The 16,664-nt window shown below is 63.2% G+C and carries 17 protein-coding genes and 1 pseudogene; 10 read left to right on the top strand and 8 right to left on the bottom strand.

Annotation, left to right across the window (positions count from 1 at the left end):
* Positions 1 to 122: 122 nt before the first annotated feature.
* On the bottom strand, positions 123 to 395 hold the full coding sequence (locus BLQ77_RS28370; RefSeq protein ID WP_131821972.1) for a Rossmann-fold NAD(P)-binding domain-containing protein: 273 nt from the start codon (positions 393 to 395) through the stop codon (positions 123 to 125).
* Positions 350 to 1,087: an SDR family oxidoreductase gene (locus BLQ77_RS00625; protein ID WP_089954199.1), complete on the bottom strand. Its 738-nt coding sequence runs from the start codon at positions 1,085 to 1,087 to the stop codon at positions 350 to 352. Before BLQ77_RS00625 ends, BLQ77_RS28370 begins: the two co-directional genes overlap by 46 nt.
* 101 nt (positions 1,088 to 1,188) lie before the next feature.
* Between BLQ77_RS00625 and BLQ77_RS00620 the strand changes: the two genes are divergently transcribed.
* From BLQ77_RS00620 to BLQ77_RS00580, 9 genes are all read left to right on the top strand, one after another.
* Positions 1,189 to 2,091: a LysR family transcriptional regulator gene (locus tag BLQ77_RS00620; RefSeq protein ID WP_089954197.1), complete on the top strand. Its 903-nt coding sequence runs from the start codon at positions 1,189 to 1,191 to the stop codon at positions 2,089 to 2,091.
* Positions 2,092 to 2,754: 663 nt separating this feature from the next.
* Positions 2,755 to 3,405, top strand: a complete 651-nt coding sequence (locus tag BLQ77_RS00615) for an isochorismatase family protein (RefSeq protein WP_008885319.1) — start codon at positions 2,755 to 2,757, stop codon at positions 3,403 to 3,405.
* 45 nt (positions 3,406 to 3,450) lie between these two features.
* The gene (locus BLQ77_RS00610; RefSeq protein WP_089954194.1) at positions 3,451 to 4,686 is read left to right on the top strand and encodes a metal-dependent hydrolase family protein; all 1,236 of its coding nucleotides are present in this window, start codon (positions 3,451 to 3,453) and stop codon (positions 4,684 to 4,686) included.
* A gap of 17 nt (positions 4,687 to 4,703) precedes the next feature.
* The gene (locus BLQ77_RS00605) at positions 4,704 to 5,420 is read left to right on the top strand and encodes an HAD family hydrolase (RefSeq protein ID WP_165616992.1); all 717 of its coding nucleotides are present in this window, start codon (positions 4,704 to 4,706) and stop codon (positions 5,418 to 5,420) included.
* Between the two features lie 68 nt (positions 5,421 to 5,488).
* Positions 5,489 to 6,610 (top strand): C4-dicarboxylate TRAP transporter substrate-binding protein, encoded by a 1,122-nt coding sequence (locus BLQ77_RS00600; protein WP_089954189.1) that lies wholly within the window; start codon positions 5,489 to 5,491, stop codon positions 6,608 to 6,610.
* Positions 6,611 to 6,673: 63 nt separating this feature from the next.
* On the top strand, positions 6,674 to 7,168 hold the full coding sequence (locus tag BLQ77_RS00595) for a TRAP transporter small permease subunit (protein ID WP_008884083.1): 495 nt from the start codon (positions 6,674 to 6,676) through the stop codon (positions 7,166 to 7,168).
* Positions 7,169 to 7,189: 21 nt separating this feature from the next.
* The gene (locus BLQ77_RS00590) at positions 7,190 to 8,497 is read left to right on the top strand and encodes a TRAP transporter large permease (RefSeq protein WP_089954186.1); all 1,308 of its coding nucleotides are present in this window, start codon (positions 7,190 to 7,192) and stop codon (positions 8,495 to 8,497) included.
* A 132-nt stretch (positions 8,498 to 8,629) separates the two neighbouring features.
* Positions 8,630 to 9,265 (top strand): TetR/AcrR family transcriptional regulator, encoded by a 636-nt coding sequence (locus BLQ77_RS00585; RefSeq protein ID WP_089954183.1) that lies wholly within the window; start codon positions 8,630 to 8,632, stop codon positions 9,263 to 9,265.
* 203 nt (positions 9,266 to 9,468) lie between these two features.
* Positions 9,469 to 10,521 (top strand): phage late control D family protein, encoded by a 1,053-nt coding sequence (locus BLQ77_RS00580; protein WP_089954181.1) that lies wholly within the window; start codon positions 9,469 to 9,471, stop codon positions 10,519 to 10,521.
* A 308-nt stretch (positions 10,522 to 10,829) separates the two neighbouring features.
* On the opposite strand, the gene BLQ77_RS00575 is transcribed toward BLQ77_RS00580, so the two are convergent.
* From BLQ77_RS00575 to BLQ77_RS00565, 3 genes are all read right to left on the bottom strand, one after another.
* A complete protein-coding gene (locus BLQ77_RS00575; protein WP_089954178.1) occupies positions 10,830 to 11,873 on the bottom strand; it encodes a quaternary amine ABC transporter ATP-binding protein in 1,044 nt (347 codons plus the stop codon).
* 10 nt (positions 11,874 to 11,883) lie between these two features.
* On the bottom strand, positions 11,884 to 12,918 hold the full coding sequence (locus BLQ77_RS00570; RefSeq protein ID WP_089954176.1) for an ABC transporter permease: 1,035 nt from the start codon (positions 12,916 to 12,918) through the stop codon (positions 11,884 to 11,886).
* 105 nt (positions 12,919 to 13,023) lie between these two features.
* A complete protein-coding gene (locus BLQ77_RS00565; RefSeq protein ID WP_089954173.1) occupies positions 13,024 to 14,016 on the bottom strand; it encodes an ABC transporter substrate-binding protein in 993 nt (330 codons plus the stop codon).
* Positions 14,017 to 14,415: 399 nt separating this feature from the next.
* Here BLQ77_RS00565 and BLQ77_RS00560 point away from each other — a divergent pair, with 399 nt between their 5' ends.
* Complete coding sequence (locus BLQ77_RS00560; RefSeq protein ID WP_207545804.1) at positions 14,416 to 14,853, top strand: hypothetical protein; 438 nt, start codon at positions 14,416 to 14,418, stop codon at positions 14,851 to 14,853.
* Here the strand turns inward: BLQ77_RS00560 and BLQ77_RS29795 are convergent.
* From BLQ77_RS29795 to BLQ77_RS00550, 3 genes and pseudogenes are all read right to left on the bottom strand, one after another.
* On the bottom strand, positions 14,836 to 15,132 hold the full coding sequence (locus tag BLQ77_RS29795) for a transposase (protein ID WP_375360192.1): 297 nt from the start codon (positions 15,130 to 15,132) through the stop codon (positions 14,836 to 14,838). The genes BLQ77_RS00560 and BLQ77_RS29795 overlap by 18 nt on opposite strands.
* Complete coding sequence (locus BLQ77_RS29175) at positions 15,129 to 15,593, bottom strand: IS5 family transposase (protein WP_242661588.1); 465 nt, start codon at positions 15,591 to 15,593, stop codon at positions 15,129 to 15,131. Before BLQ77_RS29175 ends, BLQ77_RS29795 begins: the two co-directional genes overlap by 4 nt.
* A 373-nt stretch (positions 15,594 to 15,966) precedes the next feature.
* A pseudogene (locus BLQ77_RS00550) lies at positions 15,967 to 16,661 on the bottom strand (IS5 family transposase); the annotation flags it as partial.
* Positions 16,662 to 16,664 lie beyond the last annotated feature (3 nt).

Below are 16,664 nucleotides of genomic sequence, written 5' to 3'. Positions count from 1 at the left end.
TTGGACGCGGCCACGCTCGGCCACGCCGTTGACGATCTCGGCCCCATCCCGGGGCGGGTCGAGATGGGTCCCGATGAGACCTGCATCGTGGATAAGCCCGTCGAGACGGCCTGCGCGCGTCTTCACGTGCGCCGGGGCCGCGGCGACCGAGTCATCGCGGGGACATCGAGCTCCAGCGTCTCGATATGCTGCCCGTCTGCCGCCAGGTCCGCGCCCCCCGCGGCGGGCGCGCCGTCATAGGCCGTGGAATCGCGCACCGAGGCAAAGACGTGGTGGCCGTCGTTTGCGAGTTCCCTGGCGATCAGGGCGCCAAAGCCGCTTGGCGCACCGGTGATCAGGACAGGCGCCGTCAGATCACGCCGCCGTTGGCCCGAATGACCTGCCCGCTGATCCATTCCGCCTCGTCGCTCGCGAGGAACCGCACGACGCGCGCGATGTCCTCTGGCGTGCCCAGGCGACCAAAGGGGTTCATGCCCTTGATCTGCTCCACCAGCGCGTCACTCTTGCCCGCCAGGAAAAAATCGGTGCCGACAGGGCCCGGGGCCACCGCATTGACGGTGATGCCCTTCGGCCCCAGTTCCTTGGCGAGGATGTGGGTCACCGCCTCGATCCCGGCCTTGGTCGCCGCATAGAGCCCGTAGCCGGGCTGATAGAGCCCCACGACCGAAGTCGAGAGGTTCACGATCCGCCCGCCCTCCGACAGCCGCCGCGACGCCTCGCGCATCAATCGTATGGGGGCGGCAAGGTTCAGCGCTACCTGGGCGTCGATCTGGGCGTCATCGGCCTCTTCGAGAGGCGAGAACACCATCATCCCGGCGTTGTTCACAAGGATGTCGATGCCGCCGAACGCGGCCTCTGCCGCGTCGAAAAGGGCCACGGGTGCGGCAGGGTCTGCCAGATCGGCATGGATCGTGACCGCCTGGCCGCCGGCGTCCGTGATCTCGGCCGCGAGGGCCTCTGCCGCGTTGGGGCTGTTTGCATAATTGATGGCAACACGAATGCCGTCGGCTGCCAGGTGACGCGCGATCTCGGCCCCGATGCCGCGGGATGCGCCGGTCACGATCGCCGTTCGGGTTTCATGGGTCATGACGTTCTCCGTTTGAGTACGGGAGACAGCTAGGCCATGCGCCGTGACTGAACAATTGCCGGAAAATTGACATCACAATTCATTCTGAACTAACAAACGGAATGGACAGACTGGATCGGCTTGAACTCTTCACCCGCATCGTCGAGGGCGGCAGCTTCGCGCGCGCGGCGCGGGATCTGCATGTCGCCCGGTCCACCGCAACAAATGCGATCAACCTGCTGGAGCAGGAAGCGGGCGTGCGTCTTCTGGCGCGCACCACCCGCCAGGTCGCGACGACGCCGGAAGGTGCCGAGTTCTATCGCAGAGCACGGGCGATCCTGGCAGAGGTCGAGGACACGTTCGGGACCTTCGCCAGCGGCAGCCCCACCGGCCACCTGCGCATCGATGCGTCCGGATTGCTGACGCGCACCTTCCTCGTTCCGCATCTTCCGGCATTCCTGGAACGGTTTCCGGGCCTGACAATATCCTTTTCGCAAAGCGATCGCTTCGTCGACATCGTGCGTGACGGAGTGGATTGCGCGCTGCGGGCCGGGCACCCGCAGGACAGCAGCCTGCGGATGCGAAAGCTGGGGGAGTTGCCCGAGATCACCTGCGCAAGCCCGGCCTATCTGGCCCGCCACGGCACGCCGCGCGATTGCGATGACCTGGAAAGCCACAGGATGATCGGCTTCCTGTCGTCGCGGACAGGCGAGGTGATGCCACTGGAATTCAGGCGCGACGGCGCCACCGTCCACCGTCGCCTGCCAGCGCCGGTCTCTACCGACAATTCCGACACGGCTGCGGCGCTTGCACGGCAGGGCCTGGGGCTGATCCAGGCCCCGCGCTACCGGTTTGCAAGCGATCTCGCCTCTGGCGCGCTGGTTGAGGTGCTTGAGGGAACGCCCCCCGAACCGCTCCCCCTCAACGCAATCCATGCCGGTGACCGCAGTGTCTCGCGCCGGTTGGAGGTCTTTCTGGATTGGGTAAAGGAGATGTTCTCCGACACGGACCGAAAGTCCGGTTAGGGCGGATTGTGTTGAAAAAGCAGGCTCTGTTGCACAAACCGGCTGAGGGATTCATCTCGCGAGTCCGGCGTGGTAGCTGGGCTGCATGTGCAGACCTCCCGACCTGCAAGACCAGGAGCTGGCCGGGCTACAATGAAGCGCTCAAGCGCCGAGGCTCGCTGACGAACCACTGACCGGCAGCGCACCGCGCAGCAATGACACGAGAGGTTGGTTCGAGCCCGAGACGAACTTGGATGCCTTCGACGCTCTGGTGGTGATCAGCTCAAGACATGTTGTGCGGGCCGGATGCGCCTTCCGCTCGTGGTATCGTGCGAATGGCGTCGCGTATTGCGCGTTGCTGTCGTTGCGTTCTGCCTGCCCCCCCGTCACCGTCACCGTCAAGCGTGTTGAAGGTGCGTTGTGCTCGAAGCGTCTGGCAAGGGGGCAGGGCGCTTCGGCCACAGACCATCCAACCGCAGGCGACACCTGACGCGCCGCCTGCGCTATCGGAATGGCGCCGAAGGGCTGCTGGCCGCCGGGCGGCCCAGATCAATCCTTTCGCGGTTCGGGCGCCGGGCGATCCTTTTTGGGGAGCTGCGTGGCGTCTATCAAAAAAACAGTCTTGACTGATTTGTTTTGGCTGACGTTCAATGCCCCGGAACACGCAGACACGGAGGTGTCCCGATGGGCAACGACGACTACAAGAACCGAAGCTATGGCGAGATTCCCGTGGGCACCGGCTTCAAGCCCGGCATCGTCGTCGTGGACTTCCAGCTCGGGTTTACCGACCCGGACTATCCCCTCGGCGGCGCGCCCCTGGTCATGCGGGCGCTGAAAAACACCGAGACGCTGCTCAAGGCGGCGCGTCGCTACGGCGTTCCGGTGGCAAGCTGCAACACCGCCTACATGAACGAACGCGAGATGCCCTACTGGAAGATCACCGCCGTTCGCGAGACCTTCCGACACGATCACCCCAGCGTCGCGCTCGATCCTCGCATCCACGATCCCGCCTATGATCTCGTGGTCTGCAAGAAGGGACCCTCGATCTTCTTCTCGACCGGAGTGGCGGACTACTTTGCCAAGGAACGCGTCGATACGGTCATCGTGACCGGCTGCAACACAAGCGGATGTATCCGTGCGACCGCGATCGACGCCTTCAGCCACCGCTATCGCACGCTCGTTCCCGAGGATTGCGTCGGGGACATCGAGGAGCAGCCGCATCGGGACAACCTGCGCGACCTCGGGCGCCGCTACGTCGACGTGGTCGATCTGGACCATGCCCTTGCGTATCTCGAGCGCTGGCACGCGGCGCAGGCGACCCCTCAGGAGGCATGAGCCGACGGCGGCCCGCCCCCTTATCTTTCATCACGGACAGAACTCATGGCTCTTACACTTCTCAAGAATGCCCGGATCGTCGACGGCACCTCGCCCGAGATCGCGGATCCGGTGAACATCGTCATCGAGGACGGCATCTTCCGGGAGGTCTCGCCGACGGCGACGGTCGACGCGGACGAGACGCTCGATCTCGACGGCCTGACCGTCATGCCGGGTCTGATCGATTGCCACGTGCACGTCATCGCGACCACCGCGAACCTTGGCCTGAATGCAGCGCTGCCGTCATCTCTGATCGCAGCGCGCAGCTCTGGGCTGATGAAGGACATGATCATGCGCGGGTTCACGACGGTCCGCGATCTCGGTGGCGCCGATGTCGGCCTGAAGCAGGCGGTAGATGAGGGGTACTTCACCGGACCGCGGCTGGTGATCTGTGGCAAGGCCCTGTCGCAGACCGGCGGCCATACGGATTATCGCGGCCCCTACAGCAACCTCGACGTCAGCCACTACACGACCCAGCTCGGCGCAATGGGCCGGATCTGTGACGGCATTCCCGAGGTCCAGCGCGCGGCGCGAGAAGAGATCAAGAACGGGGCGCAGTTCGTCAAGGTCATGGCGGATGGCGGGGTCTCCTCGCCGTCGGATCCCGTCGGCTACCTGGTCTTCTCGGTCGACGAGCTGAAGGCCATCGTCGAGATCGCCAAGGGCTTCGGCACCTATGTCACCGGGCACCTCTACACGGACGAGGCAATCGTTCGGGCGCTGGATTGCGGTTTCGAGTGCATCGAGCACGGCAACCTGATGTCCGATGCCACCATCGCACGGATCGCACGTGATGGCATCCCCGTCGTACCGACGAACATCACCTATGACCTGCTGGCCCGGAAGGGGGCCGAGTTCGGGCTGCCGCCCGAATCGGTCGCCAAGATCGCGGACGTGCGCGAAGCCGGGCTCGAGCGTCTGGGCAAGATGCACGAGGCAGGTGTGCTGATGGGCTACGGATCGGACCTGCTCGGCGGAATGCAGACCGCGCAATCCGGGGAGTTCCCGCTGCGTGGCCAATACATGCCCGCCGATGCCGTCATCCGGTCGGCGACCGTCGACGCGGCGCGTGTGCTGCGCATGGAGGGCCAGATCGGGGCCATCACGCCCGGCGCCTTTGCCGATGTCATCGCGGTCGAGGGCAACCCGCTCGAGGACCTGTCGCTGCTGACCGGGCAGGGCGCCCACATGCCGCTCATCATGAAGGACGGCGTCGCCGTCAAGAAAGCCTCTGTACTTTGAACCCCAACGAGGACGTCATGCTCAAGGACTACTCCGCTCTCAGCTTCGACATCTATGGAACGGTCATCGACTGGGAGACCGGCATTCTCACCAACATGCGTCCGCTGACGGACCGGTTGTCCCAGGAAATGAGCGACGACGAGGTGCTGCAACTTCACGCGCGCATGGAAAGCTCGCATCAGGCGCTGACGCCCGCGAAGGGCTACTCCAGTCTTCTGGCGACGGTCTACCGCCGCTGTGCCGAGGCCATGGGCCTCGCCACGGACTGGGAGGCCTGCGAGACCTACGGCAACAGCGTCGGCAACTGGCCTGCGTTCGAGGACAGCGCCGAAGCGCTCGCCTATCTCAAGCAGCACTACAAGATGATCGCGCTGTCGAACGTCGACAACCGCAGCTTTGCGGGCTCCGCGGCGAAACTGGGCATCGCCTGGGACGGAACCTACCTTGCCGAGGACATCGGCTCCTACAAACCCAACCAGCGCAACTTCGATTACCTTCTGGGCATGATCGACGCTCTGGGGATCGAGAAAGCCCAACTCCTGCACACGGCCGAGAGCATGTTCCACGACCATGTCCCGGCACGTGGCAACGGGCTGGACAACGCATGGATCTATCGGCGCCATGCCAAGACAGGCTTCGGCGCGACCATGGATCCGGGTAAGCTTGCCGAAACCACCTATTGCTTCAACAGCCTGAGGGAGATGGCAGAGGCACACGAAAAAGGCGACATCTGACGCCTTTCCGGCGGAGCCGGCGGCAAAAAGTCCGGCCCGTCCCTTTCCAACGCACAGGGAGACCAATCATGAAGAAGCTCATCGTCTCGACGGCTCTCGCCGCCACGCTTGCACTGCCGGTGTCGGCCGAGACCAATTTCATCGCGAACAGTTTCTATGACGCGGCCGTGCCGATGTCGCAGCAGGGCTACATCCAGTGGGCGGAACTGGTGAAGGAGCTTTCGGGCGGCGACCTCGTCCCCGAGGTCTACACGGGCACTGTGCTTCTGGCACCGCGCGCGTCGCTTCAGGGGGTGCAGGACAACGTCGTTCAGGTCGCGCACCACGCCGCCATCTACACGCCCTCGGACCTGCCGGTCGCGAACGCCGTGCAGGAGCTCGGCTTCAACTTCAGTGACCCGCTTCCGACGATCTTTGCCGTCACCGAGTTCTCGATGACCAACCCGACCCAGTTGCAGGAATGGAAGGACAAGAGCGTCGTCTACCTCGGCGCCTATACGACACCGCCCTACATCCTGATGTGCTCGAGCCCGGTCCGCACGCTTGAGGAACTGAAGGGCAAGCGCATCCGCACCGCCGGCTCCAGCGTGTCGGTCTGGGTCGAGGAGGCCGGAGGCATCCCGGTCAACGTGCCGTCGAGCGAGATGTATACCGGCCTCGAGCGCGGCACGCTCGACTGCGCCACCAACGCCGCCAGCGATCTCGTCGACCGCTCGCTGATGGAGGTCGCGGAGCACACCACGCTGCTGTCCACCGGGATGTATTGGTCCGGCCCGCAGTGGGGCTTCAACCCGAGCTTCTGGGCCGGGCTCACCCCAGAGCAGCGCGGCGTGCTGATGGAGGCCTCGGCCCGCTCGATGGCGCGCATGATCATTGCCTACACCGCCAATGCCGAGGCGGGCCTCAAGGCCTCGCAGGAGGCGGGCGGCAACGTCTACGAGCCGGGCGATGATCTGCTCGCCTCGGTGACCGCCTTCCGCCAGAAGGCCATCGACTCGGTCTATGCCACCGCGCAGGAACAGTATGGCCTGAGCAACGGGCAGGAGGTCATCGACGACTTCCTCGGCAAGATGGAAAAGTGGCAGGGGCTGCTGGCCGATGTCGCGCCGGATGACGAGGACGCGCTCACCGAGCTTGCGATGCAGGAGATCTACAGCAAGATCGACCCGGCCACCTACGGCGCGGACTAAGGCACACCGGGCGGATCCGCACCCGCGGGCCCGCCCTGCAATCCCCTGACGCGGAGACTGCCGATGCAGCGACTCATGACCGCAATCCGCTGGCTCAACATCGGAAGTGCAACGTTGGCGAGCGCGATGATGGTGCTGATGATGCTGCACATCACGCTCGATGTCGCCAATCGCTACTTCTTCAACGGGCAAATCGTGGGCACGCTTGAAGTGGTGTCCTTTTACTACATGGTGGCTCTGGTCTTCCTCGCCTTCGGCTTCGTCGAACTCAAGCACGAGAACATCCGGGTCGACCTGTTTGCGCAGATGATGCCGAGGCCGGTGCAGTTCGCGCTCTACCTTCTGGCCTGCGTGCTGGGGCTGATCTTCTTCGGGATGCTGTTCTGGCAGACGCTGCACGACGCGATCCGCGCCACCAGCAGCGGCGAGGAGGCGATGAGCAACTTCCGCTTCATCATCTGGCCCTCGCGCTGGTCGCTGCCGATCGGCTTCGCCGCCGCCTTCCTCGCGGTCATGGCCAACCTTCTAACTTCCGTATCGCAGCGCAAGGCGCTGTGACCCCGCTCTGGAGAACCTGTGATGAGCAACCTTGACGTCGGGATCGGCGGTGTCGTCCTGGCCCTCGTGCTGATTGCCCTGCGCGTGCCGGTCGGGCTGGCGCTCGGGCTGGTCTCCATCGGCGGCATCGCCCTGATGTTCAACATGAACGTGGCATGGGGCATGATCTCGGCCACGCCCTTCGACTATGTCGGCCAGTGGGAGCTGTCGGCGGCGCCGATGTTCCTGCTGATGGGCTTCCTGTGCTCGTCCACGGACATGACGCGGGGGTTGTTCCTCGCGTTGCGGATCTACCTGTCGCGCCTGCCGGGAGGCCTGGCCATCACCTCGGTGGGGGCCTGCGCCTTCTTCGCGGCGGCCTCGGGATCGTCGGTCGCGACCGCCTCGGCGATGTCGCGCATGGCGGTGCCGGAGATGCTCGAGAACGGCTATGACAGGGGCCTTGCCACCGGCACCATTGCCGCCTCTGGCACGCTCGGCTCGCTCATCCCGCCGTCGGTGCTGCTGATCCTCTACGGTGTCTACGCACAGGTTTCGGTCGGACAGCTGTTCATGGCGGGCTTCCTGCCCGGCCTGCTGTCCGCGCTCATCTACATGGCCATGATCATTGTCCGGGTGAAGCTGAAGCCCGAACTCGCGGGCAGCGGAAAGGTTGTCGTCACCGACGAGGAACGCCGCGAGGCGATGCGCGACATCTGGCCCCTGCCGACGCTGATCCTGCTCGTGCTCGGAGGCATCTTCACGGGCGTTTTCTCTCCGACCGAGGCAGGCGCGCTCGGCGCATTCTTCGCCGCACTGATCGCGCTGGTGCGCCGCAAGCTGAACTGGAAGACCTTCGTCGAGGCCGTCAGCCAGGCGATGATCTCGACCGCGTCGATCTTCATCATCCTGATCGGCTCGCTGTTCTTCACGCGCTTCCTGGCGCTTTCCGGCTTTCCGCGCGCCTTCAGCAACGCGATCCTGTCGGTCAGCGACCAGACCTGGTGGATCCTCTTCGCCGTCGCGGTGATCTACCTCGTGCTCGGGATGCTCATCGACAGCATCGGCCTGCTGTTGCTCACCCTGCCGATCCTGGTGCCGATGATCGACGCCTCAGGGATAAATGCGGTCTGGTTCGGGATCATCGTGATCAAGCTGCTGGAGATCGGTCTGATCACTCCGCCGATCGGGCTGAACGTATACATGATAAACGGCGCCTTGAAGAACGCGGTGACACTGCCCGAGATATTCCGGGGCATCACGTGGTTCCTTGCGATGGACCTGCTGACGCTGTTGATCCTGATCGCCTTCCCGATGATCTCGCTGTGGCTTCCGTCGCTCGCCTACTGAGCCCTATCAGTGTAGGGGGGGAGTGGCCCGGAGCGCTCCACCCCCGGCGCGCCGAGACGTGCTGGCCGATCGGAGAGGGGGCCTCGGGTCGCTTGCGACCTGAGGAATGTTTAGCAGAAGAGGGGTCCAGACGTGAAACGAGACGGACCGGTTCAGGCGCGCAGCGTGGTGACGCGGGAAAAGCTCATCGAGGCGGCGCTGGATACGATCTTCGACGTCGGCTACGAAAAAGCCTCGACGCCCGAGTTCTCGCGGCGGGCCGGAGTGTCCCGCGGCGCGCTCCTGCATCACTTCCCGGCGCGGTCCGACATCATGGTCGCGTCCATGGAGACGCTCCTGCGCGGCGGCACCGACGAGATTCGCGACATGGCGGCCTCGGTCTCGCGCAACGAGATCGGTCTCGATGCCTTCATCGACTGGCTGCACCAGCTCTTCTCGGGGCGCTTCTTCTACCTGGCCGTCGAGTTCATCAACGGCTCGAGAACGGATGCCGAGCTTCGCGCCCGGATGATTCCGGTGGTTCGGGAATTCCACGAGGCGCTCGACGAGATCTGGAGAGGGTTTTGCGAGCCGACGGACCTCTCGGCGCAGGAAGCGGCAGTGGTGCTGAACATGACCCTGTGCCTGCTGCGCGGCATGGGCATACAGACCGTGCTGCGGCAGGATCCGGCCTACTTCAAGCGCCTGCTGGATGCGTGGAAGGCCGTTCTGCCTCATTTCATGACCGGCGAGATGAAGGACCGCATGTTTCCGCCCCCCGACGCGTGATCAAAGGTGGTCGCAGCGTGCGACGGGCCTCTTGGGCGAATGACCGGCGGACACGGTCTTCGCGCCGGGCGACGTCGAATGTTGCCAAGGGGAGGCTCGCCCCGCACTATGGGTGCCACCGAGTTCTGGTCACCCGAATTGATCGCGATTTCCGCGGTGCGGCGGCCCAAAAAGAATTTCGATCCAACGTTCAGGAAATCCATATGTCCCGTTCCGTGCGTTCGCCCAATGCCGATCTGGTTTCCTTCGAACTCCTGATTGACGACGCTCCGCTTCCCGACGACATCGTGGTGCGCAGCTTCGAGGTCGATCAGGGGCTGAATAGGTTGCCGCGCGTCCGCATCGTGGTCGAGGACGGCAATGCCGCCGAGCAGGCCTTCGATGTCAGCAGCGCCTCGCTCTTCGTTCCCGGTGCCGGGATCGCACTGGCGCTCGGATACCATGGACAGCACACCCGCGTGTTCCAGGGCATCGTGCTTGCGCAGTCCATCCGGATCGAAGCTGTTGGCAGCCCTGTCCTGATCGTCACCTGCGGGGACAGGGCAGAGAAGCTGGCGCGGCTCACGGCTCCCGTTGTCGGAGACGATCTGAACGACGAAGACATGGTCGCGGAAATCCTGCAGGGGGCCGGCCTCGACGCGGATCTCGCCCGGATGAGCGGCCGCTCCGCCCGGGAAGTGCGACAGGGGGCGACGGCCTGGGACTGCCTGCTCGGAATTGCATCGGCGAACGGCCTTGTGGTTTCGGTCGGCAATGGCCGGGTGGTACTTGCTGCGCCGAGCTTCGACGCGCCGGACTTGTTTGCCGCGTATGGTGACAGCATCCTCGGGCTGGAGCTGAGCATGAACGCAGCGACGCAAGACGCCGCTGTCCGGGTCGAGGCTTTCGATGCCGAAGGTCACGAACGGATCAGCGCGACGGCTTCAGAGCCGTCGGTCAATGCGCACGGCAACCTGACCGGCAAGGTGCTGTCCAGAGTGCTCGATGTCACCCGTTCGGTGATGAGCGACTCCGCCATGCAGCCGGAAAGGCTTCAGGCATGGGCCGACGCGATCTTGTTCGAAAGCCGCCTTTCTCGCGTCACGGGGGAGGTCCTGCTCCCGGGGAATGCCTCTCTCGTTGCAGGTCACCTGCTGGAGCTGAACGGCCTCGGAGATCGCTTCAACGGCAACGCATACATGACCTCGGTGCGTCACATCGTTGAGAGTGGTGCGTGGCAGACAAGCGTTTTCCTTGGGTTCGAGGACCGCGTCTGAGGTGGCTCGAGTTTGGGCGGGGGTAGCGAGAAGCCTTGTCTCAGCGCGCCCTGCGTCCGGATCACATTCGTGAACGATTGTCCGCGAGCCCCGGAATGTCTGTCCGCTTGCCATTGGAAACGCTTTCCGCGAAGCCCGGAATGCGCACCCCAGGGGCCATAGTGCCAACCTGACCTGCCACTGAACTTTCATCCAGCCGCGACCGGAGTCCGGTTGGTATTTACGCCGGTTGGCGCGGGTTGAGCAATCGCCCGACGCGCGGAGCTTTCATCTCGCGCAGCGTGGCAGGCGATTGCGGTGGTCAGGGCTCAACCTGCTGCTTCAACGCGCCGCGGCACCAGGGCCTGCACGACGGATTTCATGTCGATATAACCCAACGTTTCGCCTTCGTTCTTTACGTCGAAGACACGGTCCAGATTGCCCTCGGCCAGCGCGATGATGCTCTCCAGGTTGTCGCCTGGAGCGACCTCCCCGTCGATCGGAGCGTCCGGCTTGCGATCCGTCATCACCGAACGCACGCGCAGCACGCGCGCGCGATTGATGTCGGCGACGAATTCCTCGATGTACGGGTCTGCAGGATTCAGCAAGATTTCCTGCGGCTGGCCCTGCTGCACCACTGCGCCGTCTTTCAGGATCACCAGATGATCGGCAAGCTTCAGTGCTTCATCAAGATCGTGGGTGATGAAGATGATCGTCTTGTGCAGTTCGTCCTGCAGCTCGAGCAGAAGGTTTTGCATGTCCGTGCGGATCAGCGGATCCAAGGCGGAAAACGCCTCGTCCATCAACATGATGTCCGAGTTTGATGCCAGAGCCCGCGCAATACCGACGCGCTGCTGCATGCCGCCCGAGAGCTGGTGGGGATACTGCTCGCCCTGACCGGCAAGTCCGACCCGGTCGAGCCACTTGTTGGCCTCGCCCTCATAGTCGCGGCGCGCCTTGCCGCGCGTGGCCAGCGCCATGCCAGCGTTTTCCAGCACGGTCCGGTGCGGCAGCAGAGCGAAGTTCTGGAACACCATCGACATGGATTCCCGGCGCAGGGTGCGCATCTGCGCGTCGTTCCACGACAGGATGTCCTCGCCATTGACAAGCACCTCGCCAGCCGTGGGTTCGATCAGCCGGTTGAGGTGGCGGATCAGCGTCGACTTGCCCGAGCCCGAAAGGCCCATGATGACGGTGATCTCGCCTTCTTTCATGTCGACGTTGATGTCCTGCAGGCCCAGCACATGGCTCGTCTGCTCCAGCAGCTCGGCCTTCGTCATCCCTTCGCGGACCTTGGCAAGGGCCCCTTTGGGGTCCCCACCGAAGATCTTGTAAAGGTGCCTGATCGAGACTTTCACGTTCTTCCTGGTCATGTCCGTCTCCTTAGCGGCTGGTCTGGCTGGCATCGATGCGCGCGAGCGAGGCTTTGGTCACGCGGTCGAGCGCAATGGCCAGAACCACGATGCCAAGACCGGCGATCAGACCGACACCCAGCTCGAGGTTGCGGATGCCGCGCAGCACCAGGATGCCAAGGCCCGGGGCCGAGACCATCGAGGCGATGACCACCATTGCAAGGCTCATCATGATCGTCTGGTTCACGCCCGCCATGATGTTGGGCAGGGCCAGCGGGATCTGCACACCAAAAAGCTTCTGGCTTTTGGTCATGCCAAAGGCGTCGGCCGCTTCGATCACGTCCGGATTGACAAGCCGGATACCGAGGTTGGTCAGACGCACCACCGGCACGATCGCGTAGAGGATGACGGCGATCCCATAAAGCTTGGGCTCGGTCACCGAGAAAAGGAAGATCAGCGGGATCAGGTAAACGAATGGCGGCAGGGTCTGCAGCATGTCCAGCACCGGCGTCAGCACGCTCTGCAGGCGATCACTGCGTGACATGGCGATCCCTATGGGTACCCCGAGCAATACGCATATGAAGGCGCAGACGAAAATGATCGCGAGGGTCTGCATGGCGACCTCGTAGTGGTCGACAAAGGCGAGGCTCGCAAGCACCAGCGCCACGAAGCCTACGACCTTCCATGACCGGCCCACCACCCAGGTGATCACAAGAAGTATCGGAACCATGGCCCACCAGGGCGTTTCGGTCATCACCCAAAGCATGTCCTCAAGCGCCCAGCTCAGCGGTTGCGTCAGCGGATCGACGACCACGCGCAGTGCATCGCGAATGCCGAGAAAGCCGGTTTCCAGCCCAAGCGTCAGATCGCGCGACTGCGGAATGGCCGAGCAGGCCTCGTGCAGGGCATCGAGCGAAGGAAATGGAAAATCCCGCAACGAGCTGTCGGCAACGGCGCCGCTTGACTTGGCCAGCAGGTCGGCCATTGACATTGGTGCGCCGGAGTCCTGCGTGCCGCACCAATCCCTCAGGCCAAGGGTGTCGAAGAGACCATCATAGGTTGCCATATGAGCATTGCGGCCCTTGCAGGCCCTCCTTGTTGTTGAAAACCAAAACGGGGCCGATTGCCCGGCCCCGTTGAGAGTCTGCGCCCCGATGGGCCGAGCACTCGATTATTGAACGAGTGCCGAGAGGTTTTCGCGCGCCTCGTCGCTGACCCAGTTGGTCCAGGTGTCGGATGCGGTCGACAGGAAGTAGACGGCGACTTCCTCGTTCGAGGCGTTGTTCTCGTCCTTCCATGCCAGGAGGCCCGACATCTGGTCGGTCGCGAAGGTCATTTTGGTGAAGAACTCGGTCACCTCGGGGTTCTCTTCGGCGAACTCGGTGGTGACGGATGTCAGGATCGGCGCCGCGGGGAAATCCGAGACCTGCGGGTCGGGGGTGTCGGGGTTCTGCAGCGGGGTGAAGGCCGCCTCGTCATAGCCGCCCAGGTCCACCTTGGTCATGTCGTACTTGCCGAGCGGGACGGTCGGACCCCAGTAGTAGCCGAACCAGGGCTCACCGCCGGTCACAGCCGCGCCCATCGACGTCGCGAGCGTCTCGCCCGAGCCGTGGTTGAAGACCTCGATGCCATGACCTTCGAGATCCAGCGCGCGTGCCAGGTTATCCGACACCACGCGGCAACCCCAGCCATCGGGGCAGTTGTTGAAACGGCTGCCGACCAGTTCGGGGTTCTCAAGGATACCGTCGATGGTCTTCAGTTCGGGGTGCTCTTCGGCGAGCGAGGTAGGGATCCACCAGCCCTCGACACCGCCCGGCTCGAGCACCGAGGTCAGGCGCTGGATGGTGCCGCCTTCTTCGAGCTTGGTATAGGCTTCGCCGCCCGAGTTGAGCCACAGGTTGGTCACAACGTCCGGCTCGCCGTTTTCGGCGACCGAGGTGATGGCGGGGATGGTGTCGGACTGCACCAAGGTGACATCGCAGCCATACCCCTGCTCAAGCAGGAACTTGGCGATGTTTGTCGTCACTTCGGCAGCGGCCCAGCCCATCTGGGCGATCGAAACTTCGCCGCACCGGCCTGCGTCGTCCTGGGCCTGCGCCTGACTGGCCAGCGGCAGTACGAGGGTGGCAACGAGGGCAGTAGATGCGAGCTTCATAGTACGCATGAGGTTCTCCTTTGTGACTTTCATTTGAATGCGAAAGGACAGCGCACGCCATGAGGGATGGCATGTTCAGGACATGCCAAGCGTTCATTTTGCGTTTCTTTTCAACATTTATTCAGTAGATAACAGGCCCTGCGTCGAACCGCAAACGGGCGAGCGCGGGTGTGCTCCACCGGGCGCGCGCTCGCCCCTGATGATCGGACCAGTGGCGGTCGGCCATCGTTGCTTTGCCGTGCGCACTCTGTTCTCCTGAAGGGCACCAATACAAGCTTGGTGCTTGCCCCATATCCCAAGCGCGAAGAGGGAAGAGCACCGCTTCGTCTGGTTTTTCCAGTCCGACCCAAATCGGGGCACGATCCGGCAACCGCGGCAGAAGAGGAAGGAGCGGAGGCGCTTCGGCACATGAACGAAGTCCTCGCCCGCATTCAGGAGCTAGAAGACGCACTTGAAGACCCAAGCGATACCTGGGGGCGCCTAAGGGGCGCTTGGAAGCGCGCCGAGAATGAAGCCGACCCGGAGATGGCCGAGATCGTGCGCCAGGCACGCCGGATGCAACCGGTGTTGCATGATTTGGAAAGGCGTATCCGCAGGGTCTTGCGCAGGCACAGGGAACTTACCCCGCTTGATCGCGTTCGGGAAATGGACCGCGCATCTATGGTTTGGCTCAGCCGCCAGCCCGGCCGGAGCATTGCTGAACGCGCCGGCGCGTCGCAGCGGATTCTCGCAACAGTTAGGCGTGAAAACTTCGACACACTAGGTCATGTTGACAAAAGACGCAGCCAGAGGCGGATGGAGGTGATGTCTATGAAGCCGAGGAAGCTCTCAGCGGTCTTGTCGTAGCGGGTTGCGACCCGGCGAGCGTTCTTCAGTTTGTTGAAGCACCGTTCGAGCAAGTTGCGCCACGAATACAGGGAGTGATCCACACCGACGCGCATCTTCCTTGGATTTGCGCATGGGGATTTGGGTGAGAACGTCCCGCGCCTCCATCTTTTTCCGAATGCTGTCAGCATCATAGCCTCTATCGGCCACCAGGACGCTCGGCTCAGGAAGATTGTCGGCCATCACCAGATCAAAGCCCATGTAATCGGAAGTCTGGCCCGGCGTGATTTCGGTTCTCATGGGCAGGCCTGCTGAGTTGACGCGGAAGTGGATCTTGGTCGTGAAGTGGAAGATGGTCCAGAAAACAGTCCAGCGGACTGTTTTCCCATCGGACGCTCGCGAACGGCCAAAACCCTGACACGGAGTCCCCCTTTTGCGCCCGCTGCCTGATGATGGGCGCGGATCACGGTGCTGTCGATCATCTGCAGGGCGTCCGGCACCGCCCGGCTTTGGTTCAGCGCGTCCATGATGTCCTCCCACAATCCCGCCAGCGTCCAGCGTCGGAACTGCCGATAGACATTCGACCACTTGCCGAACTCTTCGGGCAGGTCACGCCCAGGGGCACCGGTTCGGGAAATCCAGAATATCCCGTCAAGCACAAGGCGGTGGTTGGTCGGTTTGCGCCCATTCTGGGCGCGGACAGCCAGGATGAACCGCTCAAAGAACGCCCACTCCTCGTCCGACATCAGGTCTCGTGCCAAGCTGGTCTCCATCGCAGATACCAGCTTGAATCATGATCAGCGCGCTCTGTGAAGCCCTTTTGTCAACACGACCTAAAAGCCCTTGTTATCCGTGGGCCGGAATTTTTCGTAGACGATGAGATCAAAGCGAAGAACACGTTCTCATACATCGCCTAACTGAACACTCGTCCCTCTCTACGAACTTGGCGAGCGCGCCGCCTAAAGACCGGCAAGTGTACATTACCAGGGATCGCATTTCAGCACATTCCCACCCGATCAATTCAAATCGACCTGCGACAGCTTTACGTCCTATTATCAACAATAACTTTGGCGTCATCGGGGCTCTGTTGCACAAATCGTCTGAACACCGAGGTTCCCCTTTCCCCGGACGGACCTATCCCACAGCTTCCGCGACGGGTATGCCGAGCGCTGTGTAGCCGTTCAGCACGGCGATACGACCCTGCAACTCGGCGACCTGGGGGTCGAAGTCTCGGGCCATGAGGGATTGGCCGAGCAGCTTGATGCAGTTCATCTTGCTCTCGACCCGGCTCCGGCGGTGGTATCCGCTCCATCCACTGCCCGGCAGGCGCATCCGCAGGATGCTGCCGAGAGGGGTCGCCAGATGGCGCGACCCAAATATTTGGAAGCGCGCAGAGCCTCATTGCGGGCGATGGCTCCGGGGCTCGTCGGTTTCCACGGCTTGGCGTTCTTGCGGGGCGGGATGATCGCAGCGGCACAACGGGCAGCGATTGCCTCGTGGCACTTGCGGGTATCGTATGCGCCATCTGCCGTCACGGAACCGATCTCTTCATCGGACGGGATCTGGTCGAGCAAGTCAGGCAAGACGGGCGCATCGCCCACATTGCTTCCCGTGACCTCCCCTCTCGGCAGATTTGCCATGCAAATCGCCTGTCGGGCAATGGACGGCCCGAACCTCCAGCGTTTCCTCGTCGATGCCGATGTGTATCTTGCGCCAGATGCGGCGCTTTGAGCCCCCGTGCTTGCGAGCGTTCCACTCGCCTTCGCCTTCGGCCTTGATGCCTGTAGACAGATCAGCAGGTTCAGCGGACCCGCGCCGCCGCGGTAGTTCGC

The sequence above is a fragment of the Salipiger thiooxidans genome, from assembly GCF_900102075.1.
Classification (GTDB): domain Bacteria; phylum Pseudomonadota; class Alphaproteobacteria; order Rhodobacterales; family Rhodobacteraceae; genus Salipiger; species Salipiger thiooxidans.
Note: the sequence above shows the minus strand (reverse complement) of the source record. Positions and strands in the feature narration are given on the sequence as shown.

Bases quoted from the DNA above. Each gene is read 5' to 3' on its own strand.
- BLQ77_RS28370 (WP_131821972.1), bottom strand. From the start codon at position 395: ATGGATCAGCGGGCAGGTCATTCGGGCCAACGGCGGCGTGATCTGACG.
- BLQ77_RS00625 (WP_089954199.1), bottom strand. From the start codon at position 1,087: ATGACCCATGAAACCCGAACGGCGATCGTGACCGGCGCATCCCGCGGC.
- BLQ77_RS00620 (WP_089954197.1), top strand. From the start codon at position 1,189: ATGGACAGACTGGATCGGCTTGAACTCTTCACCCGCATCGTCGAGGGC.
- BLQ77_RS00615 (WP_008885319.1), top strand. From the start codon at position 2,755: ATGGGCAACGACGACTACAAGAACCGAAGCTATGGCGAGATTCCCGTG.
- BLQ77_RS00610 (WP_089954194.1), top strand. From the start codon at position 3,451: ATGGCTCTTACACTTCTCAAGAATGCCCGGATCGTCGACGGCACCTCG.
- BLQ77_RS00605 (WP_165616992.1), top strand. From the start codon at position 4,704: ATGCTCAAGGACTACTCCGCTCTCAGCTTCGACATCTATGGAACGGTC.
- BLQ77_RS00600 (WP_089954189.1), top strand. From the start codon at position 5,489: ATGAAGAAGCTCATCGTCTCGACGGCTCTCGCCGCCACGCTTGCACTG.
- BLQ77_RS00595 (WP_008884083.1), top strand. From the start codon at position 6,674: ATGCAGCGACTCATGACCGCAATCCGCTGGCTCAACATCGGAAGTGCA.
- BLQ77_RS00590 (WP_089954186.1), top strand. From the start codon at position 7,190: ATGAGCAACCTTGACGTCGGGATCGGCGGTGTCGTCCTGGCCCTCGTG.
- BLQ77_RS00580 (WP_089954181.1), top strand. From the start codon at position 9,469: ATGTCCCGTTCCGTGCGTTCGCCCAATGCCGATCTGGTTTCCTTCGAA.
- BLQ77_RS00575 (WP_089954178.1), bottom strand. From the start codon at position 11,873: ATGACCAGGAAGAACGTGAAAGTCTCGATCAGGCACCTTTACAAGATC.
- BLQ77_RS00570 (WP_089954176.1), bottom strand. From the start codon at position 12,918: ATGGCAACCTATGATGGTCTCTTCGACACCCTTGGCCTGAGGGATTGG.
- BLQ77_RS00565 (WP_089954173.1), bottom strand. From the start codon at position 14,016: ATGCGTACTATGAAGCTCGCATCTACTGCCCTCGTTGCCACCCTCGTA.
- BLQ77_RS00560 (WP_207545804.1), top strand. From the start codon at position 14,416: ATGAACGAAGTCCTCGCCCGCATTCAGGAGCTAGAAGACGCACTTGAA.
- BLQ77_RS29795 (WP_375360192.1), bottom strand. From the start codon at position 15,132: ATGAGAACCGAAATCACGCCGGGCCAGACTTCCGATTACATGGGCTTT.